Source organism: Massilia sp. DWR3-1-1 (assembly GCF_049898325.1).
Classification (GTDB): Bacteria; Pseudomonadota; Gammaproteobacteria; order Burkholderiales; family Burkholderiaceae_D; genus JAFCUW01.
In genome coordinates this window covers 87,834-99,664 of record NZ_JAFCXL010000020.1, presented here as the reverse complement: position 1 = coordinate 99,664, position 11,831 = coordinate 87,834, and the positions used below count along the sequence as shown (strand labels likewise).

Below are 11,831 nucleotides of genomic sequence, written 5' to 3'. Positions count from 1 at the left end.
TCGTCCCGCATGGTCATCACGACGGCGCGCTCCTGTGTCGTCAGATGGGTATAGATTTTCGGCATGGCAGCACCTTACAGCAAAGGGTGTTGCACTTGGTTTTAGAGGCTGCCCCTTCTATTCAGATCTTTGCACGAAGAATGTTCAGAGCTGCCTGAACCTTGTTAATTGCCTCCTGTCTCATCCCTCCCTGATTATTTCCGATCCGCTGCCAGCAATAGAGAAAATACCGCAAGGTCACTGCAGTCCATGTGTCAGATGGCACCGCGCTTGTAGGCACTTGATTGAATTGGTCTATAGCCTCAGACAGAGGATCAAACGTCAATGCAAATTCTGAAAATGTGGTCCAGTTAAACCTTCCTTGGGGCACATCGACCTTACGTAGATCACAAGTCGGGATAGTTGTCATGTTACTTTTCTCTTGCCCACAAATTCACTCGGGCGGATGTGCCGCGGTATCAACCACTCCGCTTCGGATATTAATTTTCTACTTGGACCTGCAGGTACCGCCAGAGTGACGAGCTTGTTCTGTTTGGATCTGCCACACCTCATTTTTTTTGAATATAGCAAGCATCGACTCTTCAGAAAAGCACCGTCTAGTTTGCTACAATGATATGTGATCGTGTCATGAAATATTCAAGCTAGTAGCGTCGGTATTCATTCCAACTCGATATGCCGATATCGCTACTGGTTTCAAAACTGTCACATCCGATTAATATCGAGTTATCACAAGCGTCGAATATCTTCGCCATATATCCGCCTGGCGTCATCGCGACAAAATCAAAATGAACGCCTTGCTGCCGCAATGATATGCAATATTCGGGGAAATCACTTACGATATTGAACTGAAACAGCGGATTCTTTGCTGGATCAATCTTCACTTTTGAATATTGCAACTGACCGCGAATAGCCTCTATATTGTTCATGAAAAACTCACTTCCGTCAATGGTGAAGCGAAGGATGTCACCATAGAAAGTCTTCATCTTCTCTATCATTCCCTTACGCACAGGAATAAATAGAACTACTACTTTATCGCTTTCCATATCGTCCCTTTGACTCCAGGAAGCTAGTAAGCTAGGCGGCCAGGCAGAATAATTCAACCTTTAATCCAGGAATGCCGCCGGCTGCTTCCAGTGTCAATGCCCGGTTCCGCAGCATTGCTTCGTACAAATCCCCTTTGCTCTCCAGACTAAAATAATGGGTGTTGGGTCGCACAGGTACAGCGGCCGGTACCTGCGCCATATGAATGAGCTTCACACCCGACAGCGCGAACTGGACGATGTTGTCGATGTTGGCCGGTGCACAGATCTTGAAACGGTCCGGCACGGCTGCGACCAGTTCGAGTGCCGGCATCTCGGCGCTGACGGCAATGCCCAGCATGGTCGTTTCGTCCACCAGGTCCGCACTGAGTGTGGCCACATGGCGGGTGGGCCGCGCCGGGTCCCTGACAAGCTCGATGACGTGATAGCGGCTCGACAAGGTCACCTCGATCAAGTCGCGGATGATGGCGTCGAGCTGGAGGAAGCCCGCCGCCGCATTTTCATGGTTATAGGCGGGAAAGGTGTCGATGCTGTAGCGGCGCGAGAATGCCAGCAAGCCGCCGGCGAGTGCACTGAGTTTGTCGAACAGGAACTCGGGGTGGTGGGCCCGGTAGCGCAGGCAGTGCGACAGCGAGGCGCTGGCGCTGGTAATGGTGTTGAGCAGAAGGTAAGAAGTGATGTCGAAGTTTTGAATTTCGAAAACATCATCGCTCACCTGCCGGTGGCGCCCGTATAGCGCCTCGATCTTCACGTACAGCTGCGCGAGCAGGCTCTCGAGCATCGCCTGCAGTGGGGCCGACGCTCCCGTCGACAAGGACGGCGCGAAGAAGGCCGGGTCGAGTTCGAAGCCGCCACTCGCCTTGCGCCGGATCCGCACAATCGGGAAAGCGACGTAGGCATCACGCGACTCGAATTGCGAGAGCAGTCGTACATTCTTCTGGAGAAAAAGAACGGGCGTCTCGATCGCTTCGGAATATAAGTCAATGGTGTCGCGGTCACGCCTGGCATAGCGCGCATCGCGTTCGTCGGAGGTGCGCGACAGGTTGTCGCCGTAGAGATTGAATCGAGGTAAAGCGGCATAGTAGGTGCAGTGCTGGACGCTGGCCGGTAGCGCGCGCAGATCGATCGGCGCGGGCAGCTTTTCCATCGCCGACGCTTCATAGACTTCACCATCCTGAAAAATGAGGGACACAGCCGTCACTTGCAGCGCGTTGTTCGCCAGGGCGGCGCCATCCCACTCGATCGCCCGCACGCCCCATAGGTGCGGATTGAGCGCGGCGGCGACGTGCTGCAAACGCGCCTCGTGATACAGATCCTGCTGCTGGAACTGTTGCGGCGACAGCGCCAGTCCCTCGAACCAACATACTTTTGACGGCAGACTCATCGCTTTCTCCCTGGTTTTGTTTGATCCAATGCAAGCGCTATGGAAGCGTAAAGGCCGTCTCAACTGGCTGATTGATTTTCATCAAGTTGCCCCGATTAATTTTTCGAAACCTGTCACTTCAGGACCGTGCTACAACGACTGCTTCGGCTTTGATATAGCGCAAATTCGCCGATTTCAGCGCGGCAATAATTCTCTTCGATCAGCGGGATCGCCGCGCCGGGGAGGGATCGATGGAAAAGCAACGCTACGCGCCTGGACTATTCGACCGGCTCCTTGACGATCAGCGCGAGGCGGTCCCGGCCACCTGGACGCTCGACCATCTCAAGGATGCGGTCGCGCGCGACCTCGAGTCGCTGCTCAATACCCGTGCGGCGATGCCGGAGCAGCTATTTGTCGCCTATCCCGAGGCCAGCAGATCGGTGCTGACCTACGGACTGACTGATTTTGCCGACCTGTGCATGACCAGTGACACCGACCGCAAGAAAATCTGCGCCGCTGTGCTGCTGACCATCGAGCGGCATGAGCCGCGCCTGCAAGGCGTCACCGCCACGCTGCGCCAGCGCAGCAGCCAGATCAACCGTTTCGACTTCGTCATTTCGGGAAAGCTCAAAGCCCAAGCCGCCTCCGACATGCTGCACTTCGACGCGGTACTCGAGCCGGCGACACAGCGCTATTCGATTCGCAAAACCTGAACCCCTTTGGCATCGGCCCGCCCCCATGGATGACATACTGAAGGAATACGAGCTGGAAATGGTTCAGCTCAGGCTGCTCAGCAGCGAGTTTGCCCGGCGCTATCCGAAGGTCGCCGGCAAGCTGCACATCGCCGGCGACAGCTGCGAGGATCCCCATGTCGAGCGCTTGATCCAGTCGGTGGCGCTGATCGCCGCCCGGATTTCCAAGCGCCTCGACGACGACTACCCGCAATTCACCGAACGCTTGCTCGACGTCCTCCATCCCCACTACATGCGGCCGTTTCCCTCCTGCGCGATCGCGCGCTTTGACAGGGCCGTGACGGGCGAGGGCGCGGCGCCTTCGATCAACCGGGTGGCCCGCGGCAGCATCCTCGATTCGGCCCCGGTCCAGGGCGTGCCTTGCCGCTTCCGCACGGCCTACGACGTGGTCGAGGCGCCGCTTGGCATTGCATCGGCGAAGTTCAATGCGCTGATCAAGGCGCCACCTGGCGTGCGTTTGCCGATCGCCGCGTCCTGCTCGATCGACATCGAGATCGACATTGGCGCGGGCCTGCCCCTGGATGGGCAGTCGCACTTGCGGCTGTTCATCGACGGCGAGGCGTCGTTTTGCGCGACGCTGCTCGACACGATGTTCATGCGCGTGGTGTGTGCCCACCTTGAACTGGACGATGGCAGCTGGCTTGCCTTGCCGGCCATTCCGCTGCGGCGGGTCGGCTTGAGTGACGACGAGGCGCTGATTCCCTTCGGGGCGCGATCCCATCGCGCCTACCGCGTGCTCACCGAATACTTCGCCTTTCCCGAAAAATTTAATTTTTTTGACATCGATCTGGGCGCGCTGTTTCAACACACCGGGCCGGCCTGCAAGCGGCTTACCTTGCACCTGGGCTGCGCCGGCGTGCGCGCCGACTCGAATGTGGCGCGCATGTTGCGCGGACTGTCGGCCGCCAACCTTGTGCCCGGCTGCACCCCGGTGGTCAACCTGTTCACGCAGCCCGGGGTTCCTATTGCCGTGACCGGCACGACAGTGGACTACCCGGTGCTCGCCCACTCGCAGCATCCGCAGGGCTACGAGGTCTATTCGATCGATAGCGTCCACATGGTGCGCCAGAGCGCTGCTACGTCCTCCCCAACCGAATTTCGTCCTTTCTATTCGCTGCGCCATGGGGAAGACGCCGCTGACGCCGGCCATTACTGGGTCATGCGCCACGACGAGTCGGTCGCCGCCATCAGCCCCGGATTCGAGAAGCGCATTACCCTGGTCGACGCTGACCTGGCCATGTTGTCGAAGGAAAAAAGCTGCCTCTCTCTCATGCTCAGCTGCACCAACCGGGATTGGCCGTCGAGGCTGAAATGCGGTCAGCGTGATGGCGACCTGAAGTTGCTCAAGGGCGCCATGCAGACGCCGATTCGCTTCCTGCGGCGCCCTTCGCCGTCGTACCGCTTCCCCTCCGGCAACGGCCAGAATTGGCGCCTGATTTCCCACCTGACCCTCAACCACCATTCGCTGGTGCAGGAAGGCCTGGAGGCGCTGCGCGAAATGCTGACCCTGTACGACTTGCCGCAGTCCGCCACGTCCCAGCGGCTGATCGCAGGCATCGTCGATCTGGACTACGCCGACAGCGCCACCTGGATGCGCCGCAAACTGGGGCCCTGCCTGGTGCACGGCATCGAAGTGCGCATCACGATCGACGAGGAAGCCTTCGTCGGCAGTGGCGTGCACATATTCAGTGAAGTCATCGACCAGTTTCTCGGGCTGTATGTGCAGCACAACAGCTTTGTCCAATTGCTCGTCATGTCGCAACAGACCGGTGAGGAGATCAAGCGATGCAAGCCAAGGAACGGCTACCAGCAGCTGGTGTGATCGACCACCTGTTCGACGAACCGGCCCAGTACCAATTTCGCCAGGCGCTGCGGCTCCTGCTGCTGTGGCTGCGCGCGCAGGGCGTGACGTACGATGACGCCTTCAAGCACGTGTTGCGGTTTCAAAACAGCGTTTCGCTCGGCTTTCCCGCCAGCGAAATCGAGGCGCTGAAAGCCGAGCTGACCGGTGCGGCCGATTCGGCCGAACACGGCAATCAGGTCGCGCCGGGTGTGCCCGGTCAGATTGCGCTCACGCCGGCGTTCATCGGCCTGCTCGGCACCAGCGGCAGCCTCCCATTTCATTATTCCGAGCGCATCGCAGCCCAGCAGCTAGACACCAAGGACGGCAGCGCGCGCGCTTTCCTCGACATCCTGTCGAACCGCATGGTGGGCCTGTTCTTCGAAGCTTGGGGCAAGTACCGGATGGAAACGAGTGTCGACACACACGGCGTCGATCCGCTGCGCGGGATGCTCACCCAACTGGGCGGCTTCAAGGAGGCGAGCGCACGTCACCACGCAAGCAGCGAGGATGATGTGGAAGCGTACTTTGCCGCCGCCTTTCGTACGCGGCCCGTGTCCGCATTCGCCGTTGCCGACGCGCTCAGCGACCATTTCGGCGTGCCGGTCGAACTCGAGCAATTCGTCGGCTGCTGGGACAATATTGGTACAGACCAGCAAACCATCCTGGGCGATCGCGGGCCGTTGTTGGGCCATGGTGCCGCATTGGGTAAGCGGATCTGGCGTTGCGACCTGCGCATCCGGCTCAATATCGGCCCGCTCGATGCGGCAGAGCGCGATCGCTGTCTGCCTCATGGTGCCATCGCCAGGGGCGTCAAGCGCATGCTGCAGCGCTTCGGCATGTCCAACCTGGACTGCGAGGTGCGATTGCTGCTCAAACCCGAATGCGTGCGCCCCGCAGTGCTGAGCGCCAACAAGCCGGCGCCGGACCGGCTCGGGTGGGGCAGTTTCCTTGCCAGCGTCCCCGGCTCGCCGGCCAACGCCGATGCGCGCTACCTGTTCAAGATGCACGTCGCCCGGCCCCCGGCAGGGAGCGCCTTGTGCCTGGTCTCCTGAAACCTGCCCGCCTTGTAGCAAGGTCAGAACAATCGTCGACGAAGGATTACTTATGAATTTGAGCGAAGCGGCGGCCGACATCGCCGCCCTGTCGTGTTTCGGCACCACCTCGCAGTTGAACCGGCTGTTGCGGCTGAACTTCCCGTTCGGCGACGGCCCGGAAAAAGGTGTCCTGCTGGTCAACACAATGGACACGCGCGAGGAGCTCTCGCGCGACTTCCATATCGACCTTGAGCTGCTCTCGGACAATGCTTTCATCCCCCTCAAATCGATGATGGCCAAGATGGCGACCGTTTCACTGGTGCGCGCCGATGGTTCGCTACGCTATTTCAACGGCTACGTCGCCGAATTCCGCCTGATCAGGACTGACGGCGGCTTCGCCTTCTACCAGATGGTGCTGGGGCCGTGGCTGGCGTTCACCAAGCTGCGCCAGGACTGCGTGTCGTTCCAAAATAAAAGCGTGATCGAGCTGACCGAGGCGACGTTCGAGCTGTACCCGGAGCGCGACCTCAAGACCCGGATCGATGATCCCGACCCGAAGCTCAGCTGCGCCAACCAGTACAACGAAACCGACTACAACCACCTGCACCGGCGTTGGGAAGCCTTGGGCCTGCACTACTGGTACGAGCACCGTGCCGACGGCCATACCTTGTGGCTTGCCGACAACACGGCATTCGCACCATGGATCGACATCGAAAAGGGCGCCGACGATGATGCAGTCGGCGAGATGGCCTTCCGAAGCGAATCGGGCGCCGGCGAAGGCGATGGAATCAAACAATGGCAGCCGGCGCGCCAGATCGGCAGCGGTTCGCTCACCTTGACCAGCTTCGATTACAAGGCGCCACGTCCGCAGCGCGCGCTGGGCTATTCCGCCAACCGCCAGGGTGAAGTGTATTCCTACGAACGGTTTGCCGACACCGGAGCTTATGCCTACAGCGATCATGCCGACGGCGAGGCGCTGGCAGCGCGACGCATGCAAGAACTCGACAGCATGAAGCAATTCTTCCACGCGGCCGGCAACGACTGTAACGCCCAGGCCGGCCGCAGTTTTCGGCTGGTCGGTCACTTCAGCAGCGAGCCGCCGCGGATGGCCATCGCTGCACGCGACTATGTGATCGTCGCGATCGACCATCACGCCAGCAACAATTACCAGGCCGGCCCCGGCGCCAGCTCCATCTATACCAACGACATGATGTGCGTGCGCCAGAGCGTGCGCTGGCGGCCAGGCCGCGGCCATAACAGCGAGCGCTGCGTTGACCCCGGCGTGCAGACGGCGCTGGTCGTGGGGCCCGCCGGCCAGCAGATCCACACGGACAGCCTCGGCCGCATCAAACTGCAGTTCCACTGGGACCGCATGGGCCAGTACGACGAGGCCAGCTCGCAGTGGGTGCGCGTGGCCATTCCGGTCGCCGGTGGACAGTTCGGCCAGATTGGCCTGCCCCGCGCCGGCCAGGAGGTGATGGTGCAGTACGTGGGCGGTAACGTCGACCATCCCATCGTCACCGGGGTGGTCTACAACAGCGCCAACATGCCGCCGTGGCAGCTGCCGGGGCAGGGCGCGCTGTCGGGCCTGCGCAGCCGCGAGCTGGGCGGCGGTGGACGGAGTAATCACCTGGTGCTCGACGACACCAAGGGCGGCATCCAGGCTCAGCTCAAGAGCGACCACGGGTGCAGCCAGCTGTCGCTGGGCCGCATTGCCCGCATCGAGGACAATGCCGGCCGCAAGGATGAGCGCGGCGAGGGCTTCGAGCTGCGCAGCGACGCCTGGGGCGTGGTACGCGCGGCGAAGGGGCTACTGATTACTACCGAGGCGCGCCTGGGTGCCGCTTCGCACATCAAGGACATGGGGGAAACTGTCAGGCGTCTCCTGGCGGCCCGCGAGCAACACTAGGCCCACGCCGATCTGGCGCAGGACTATGGCGTGCAGGAACAAAAAATGCAAAGTGCGGTGGCCGACGCGATCAAGGGGCAGAATGAGGAGATCAAGGGACAGGGCGCTCAATTTCCAGAACTGTCCAAGCCCCACCTTCTTCTGGCCAGCCAGGGCGGCATCGAAGCGAGCAGCGGCCGATCGATGCATTTCGCCAGTGACGAACACACGGCGATCACCACAGGCGAGAGCCTGTCGATCGTCAACGGCGAGAGCCTGTTCGCAACAATCGGCAACACCTTCCGTCTGTTGGTCTACAAGGCGGGCATGAAACTGGTGGCGGCAGCGGGCGACATCGACATCAGGGCGCTGTCGCACAATCTGCACATGCTGGCGAAACTGAACATCACGCAGAACGCCAATTGCATCACCATCACCGCCAAGGAAGAGCTGGTCATCAATGGCGGTGGCAGTTACGGCAAGTTTAGCGCCGGCGGGATTGAGTTCGGCACCAACGGCAAACATACCTTCCATGCTGCTGAGCACCACTTCGTGGGCGCCAGGAACATGCCGGCCGAACTAGAAATATGCGACATAAAAACCATGAAAAAAACTGAAAGAAAAAGGCAGCGGCCGGTTTCCTGCTGATCGAAGACGCCTGTTCTATCATTCTTTCAAGAATTGCTCCATATGATCATCAGTCCGCCGATCTTATTGCCTCGCAACGAAAACGAGCACGAGGACGAATGGATCGATCGTTGCATGATAGGCGACGCCCCGGGCCGCGGTGCCTATCCGCTCAGCCACGAGTTCGAGTGGCATGGCGGCCTGCACCTTAGCGCGCCGCGTAACGGCACCAGAGCGGCGGAGATTTGCGCGGTCGCCGACGGCAAGGTGGTCTTCGTGCGTCAGGTCACCGTTGCATCGCCCTCGGAGCAAGACCATCCACTCAATTATTTCGACGGCTACACCAGCGATGCTTGCATCGTTCTTGAGCATCGCATGCAGATCTGCCAGGGCGACAGCGGAAGTTTTACGTACTATTCTGTCTATCACCATCTTACCGGCTTGAACGAGAAACTTTCCGCCGGGGCCACTGTCCGCCGCAGGGATCCGATCGGGTTTGCCGGCCGCATTTACACTGAAAAAGACCGTTTTCATTTCGAAATTTGCTGCGACGATGCCAACCTCCGAAAGCTGGTCGGGCGCACAGGTGGCCCTCTGTCGACAAATGCCGATGGGCGCGCCGACCTCGTCTTCGGCGAAATTTACTTCGTCATTCCGGCCGGCGTGCCCGTCTACGCCAATGAGCCAGCGCATTTTCGGTCGGATGGGCACGTGCAGCCGCCGCGGTCCAAGCCATCGTCACCCTTGCCCCCCACGCAAGCGCAGGCTGCGGCATCGACCACCACCGCTGAGATAATCGTCGGCGTGCGGAGCGATCGATGGCTGGGTAGTGCCCCGGGTGGCCTGGGTACGACAACTTATCGCCAGGACGGCAGCGAGCTTGCTACTGTGGCCGACACTGGTGATGAATCGACGCTTTCGAAAACTGCGGCCCGCATCGTCGCGACATGGGAGAGCGCTCAAAAGGCCCATCCGCAGGAATACCCCGAGATTCCGACCGTTGGTGCGGTTTTACAACTGTTGCGCTACGGCCGCATCACTGCGCCACCGAGCACACCCTTGAACCCGGCCAACGCACCCCACTGGCGCAAAATAAAATATGACGGCGGCGAGGGTTGGCTCAATCTGAATGCGGACAATGTGCGAAAGTTCAGCGATGCAGACTTCCCACACTGGAAGGGATGGCTGCTGGTGGACGACGACAGCGCCGCCACCGACTGTAAATGAGACTCGGCCATGATCAAGAAAATTTTTGGCGGCGGGGAGGCGCAGGAAAGCGGCCTGCGCTCGCCCGACGCGGCGCGCAATGACCCGGCCGTAGCGCGCCAGCTCAAGAAAACCGTGTGCAAATTTCCGTGCAAGTGGGAGGCGGCAACACTGGAGGTGCGCTGGTCCTGGATCAAATCGGCCACGCCTGACAATCCGGCACCGTTGACGCTGCCGCGGGCCAGCGCGACGCCGTCGTCTCCGCGCAGCGGCGCCCGGTGCTGGCGCAGGTGGCGCGCCCGGTAGCTCGCCAGCGACAAGCCGAGCGGCCCGGCGGCGCAGGCCTGCGCGACGGCGTCGTTGAACGCCGGCGCCGGCAGCAGGCTGTGATGGGCGCTGGCGTGCACGAGTACCGCCAGCGCCAGCTGGGTACGCGCGATCAGGATCGCCGCCAGCACGAACACGGCGGGATGGGGCCAGCGCATCGCCGCGGCCAGCGCCAGGGCGATCAGGCCCCAGTCCGCCGCCAGCGCCGCCAGCGCCCGCCATGGTTGCAGGCGCAACAGGCTGACGTCGGGCGCAAAACGGCGCAAGGCGGGACTGACGCCCGTATGTACTTGCTGTGCCGCCATTGCTTGCCTTTCTGTGGGCCGCCGTGGGCGCGCATGCGGCCCGCCTTCGACAGGGGAACTTCTTTCGCGCCGTTCCCGGTCGGGAAGGGCTGCGCCGCGGATGGCAGTGTCTGGCCCACCGGCGGCGCTGGCACCGGCATCGCCAGTTCATCACATGTCTATTTGTAAAGTTTGATGTAGCGCAAATCGCAACGTGGAGGCTTGAAATTTATTCATCGAGGGAAATTTCTGGCCCAGCAAGGCATCGATTCCTGCGGCGGCGCCTCCTTGATCCAGCTCATATGGGTAAAGGGGCGAGTCGATAGGATGATTGTGATGCCGGCGTTGATCTTGGGCAGACTCTTCTGTAATCTTCTTGGAGATTCATCATGGCACTTTCACTGACCCGCTTCGATCCCTTTGCCCGCATGCTGCGTGCCGATCCCTTCCGGGAGTTCGACGATTTCTTTTCCGATATGCGCATGCCATCGCTGCTGCGCGCCGACGTCGCGCCCCGCGTGCGCATCGACGTGACGGAGACCGACCAGGGCTACAAGGTCATGGCCGATCTGCCGGGGGTCAAGAAGGACGACATCAAGGTCAATATCGATGGCGCGCAGGTCTCCATCTCCGCCGCCACCGAGTCGCGCAACGAGCAGGAAGCCGCCGGCGCCATCTGCACCGAGCGCGCGTGGGGCCAGTACTACCGCAGCTTCACCCTGCCGCAGGCGGTGGACGACAGCCAGGCGAGGGCCGAATTCCACGACGGCGTGCTCGAGCTCAACCTGCCCAAGAAAGCCGGCGGCAGCGCCAAGCCGCTGGCCATCCAGTAGCCGGCCCGCTGGGGCCCACGCACGGGAGGCACCATGCGCAAACTGACATCGTCGGACCTGGACGAGATCGAAGACAAGTTGCGCACCTTGCGCCTCAGCGCGCTCCTTGCGCTGCGGGCCCGGCTTGCCGACGGGGCCGGACAGGACGGTCAGGGCGGCCGTCCTCACCGGGGCGGGGGCGGGCAGCCCGACGGTGCGGACGAGGGCGACGTCGATGCAATGTTCACTGCCACGCAGATCGCCACGCTGGGCAGCGCCGTCGACGAACTGCGCGCCATCGACGCCGCGCTCAGGCGCATCGAGTTCGGGGTGGGCGGCCTGTGCGTCGACTGCGGCGCGCCGATCGGCATCGAACGCTTGCGGGTGGCGCCGGCGGCGGCCACCTGCTTGTCCTGTGCGGGCCAAGCCGCCTGAGGGGGCGGGGGCGCGCCAGCCTTGCGCCCCGTCGGCGCCGTTCTACCTGCTGCTGGCGGCGATGGTGGTGCTGTACCTGGGTGCCGTCGAAGGCGCCAGGCGGCTGTTCTACCGTAGCGCTGCCGGGCGCGGCGTTTGAGGCAGCGCAAACGCGCTTGTGCGGTCCCGCTCGTACCGTGTCTGTATTGGCGCAGGTGGCGCGAGCAGGCCCGGCAGCGTC

12 protein-coding genes and 1 pseudogene are annotated in these 11,831 nt (G+C 61.4%); 10 read left to right on the top strand and 3 right to left on the bottom strand.

The genetic code is table 11. From position 1 onward, the window contains the following. Nucleotides 1-641: 641 nt before the first annotated feature. Together ACP7EY_RS19365 and tssK are read right to left on the bottom strand one after the other, a co-directional pair. Nucleotides 642-1,043 carry a hypothetical protein gene (locus ACP7EY_RS19365; protein ID WP_426196500.1) on the bottom strand — a complete coding sequence of 134 codons (402 nt, stop codon included), beginning with the start codon at nucleotides 1,041-1,043 and terminating at the stop codon, nucleotides 642-644. Between the two features lie 31 nt (nucleotides 1,044-1,074). Further along, nucleotides 1,075-2,424, bottom strand: a complete 1,350-nt coding sequence (tssK, locus tag ACP7EY_RS19360) for a type VI secretion system baseplate subunit TssK (RefSeq protein ID WP_426196498.1) — start codon at nucleotides 2,422-2,424, stop codon at nucleotides 1,075-1,077. Nucleotides 2,425-2,654: 230 nt separating this feature from the next. Between tssK and tssE the strand changes: the two genes are divergently transcribed. Genes tssE through ACP7EY_RS19325 form a run of 7 tightly spaced genes read left to right on the top strand, consistent with a single transcriptional unit; the run spans nucleotide 2,655 to nucleotide 10,059 of the window. Continuing rightward, complete coding sequence (gene tssE / locus ACP7EY_RS19355; RefSeq protein ID WP_426196496.1) at nucleotides 2,655-3,116, top strand: type VI secretion system baseplate subunit TssE; 462 nt, start codon at nucleotides 2,655-2,657, stop codon at nucleotides 3,114-3,116. 25 nt (nucleotides 3,117-3,141) lie between these two features. Beyond that, nucleotides 3,142-4,977, top strand: coding sequence for a type VI secretion system baseplate subunit TssF (tssF, locus tag ACP7EY_RS19350; protein ID WP_426196494.1), 1,836 nt, complete (start codon nucleotides 3,142-3,144; stop codon nucleotides 4,975-4,977). Beyond that, a complete protein-coding gene (tssG, locus tag ACP7EY_RS19345; protein ID WP_426196492.1) occupies nucleotides 4,974-6,050 on the top strand; it encodes a type VI secretion system baseplate subunit TssG in 1,077 nt (358 codons plus the stop codon). The genes tssF and tssG overlap by 4 nt, the downstream gene beginning before the upstream one ends. A 52-nt stretch (nucleotides 6,051-6,102) precedes the next feature. Continuing rightward, nucleotides 6,103-7,941 (top strand): type VI secretion system Vgr family protein, encoded by a 1,839-nt coding sequence (locus ACP7EY_RS19340; protein ID WP_426196490.1) that lies wholly within the window; start codon nucleotides 6,103-6,105, stop codon nucleotides 7,939-7,941. A gap of 30 nt (nucleotides 7,942-7,971) precedes the next feature. Then, nucleotides 7,972-8,568 carry a DUF2345 domain-containing protein gene (locus ACP7EY_RS19335; RefSeq protein ID WP_426196488.1) on the top strand — a complete coding sequence of 199 codons (597 nt, stop codon included), beginning with the start codon at nucleotides 7,972-7,974 and terminating at the stop codon, nucleotides 8,566-8,568. Nucleotides 8,569-8,610: 42 nt separating this feature from the next. Next, nucleotides 8,611-9,774 carry a M23 family metallopeptidase gene (locus ACP7EY_RS19330; protein WP_426196486.1) on the top strand — a complete coding sequence of 388 codons (1,164 nt, stop codon included), beginning with the start codon at nucleotides 8,611-8,613 and terminating at the stop codon, nucleotides 9,772-9,774. A gap of 9 nt (nucleotides 9,775-9,783) precedes the next feature. Then, nucleotides 9,784-10,059 (top strand): hypothetical protein, encoded by a 276-nt coding sequence (locus ACP7EY_RS19325; RefSeq protein ID WP_426196507.1) that lies wholly within the window; start codon nucleotides 9,784-9,786, stop codon nucleotides 10,057-10,059. Nucleotides 10,060-10,067: 8 nt separating this feature from the next. Here ACP7EY_RS19325 and ACP7EY_RS19320 read toward each other — a convergent pair. Next, a pseudogene (locus ACP7EY_RS19320) lies at nucleotides 10,068-10,238 on the bottom strand (fatty acid desaturase); the annotation flags it as partial. 515 nt (nucleotides 10,239-10,753) lie between these two features. Here ACP7EY_RS19320 and ACP7EY_RS19315 point away from each other — a divergent pair. Genes ACP7EY_RS19315 through ACP7EY_RS19305 form a run of 3 tightly spaced genes read left to right on the top strand, consistent with a single transcriptional unit; the run spans nucleotide 10,754 to nucleotide 11,750 of the window. Beyond that, a complete protein-coding gene (locus ACP7EY_RS19315) occupies nucleotides 10,754-11,197 on the top strand; it encodes an Hsp20/alpha crystallin family protein (RefSeq protein WP_426196484.1) in 444 nt (147 codons plus the stop codon). Nucleotides 11,198-11,230: 33 nt separating this feature from the next. Then, nucleotides 11,231-11,611, top strand: a complete 381-nt coding sequence (locus ACP7EY_RS19310; RefSeq protein WP_426196482.1) for a TraR/DksA family transcriptional regulator — start codon at nucleotides 11,231-11,233, stop codon at nucleotides 11,609-11,611. Further along, the gene (locus ACP7EY_RS19305; RefSeq protein ID WP_426196480.1) at nucleotides 11,592-11,750 is read left to right on the top strand and encodes a hypothetical protein; all 159 of its coding nucleotides are present in this window, start codon (nucleotides 11,592-11,594) and stop codon (nucleotides 11,748-11,750) included. The genes ACP7EY_RS19310 and ACP7EY_RS19305 overlap by 20 nt, the downstream gene beginning before the upstream one ends. The last annotated feature ends 81 nt before the right edge of the window (nucleotides 11,751-11,831 follow it).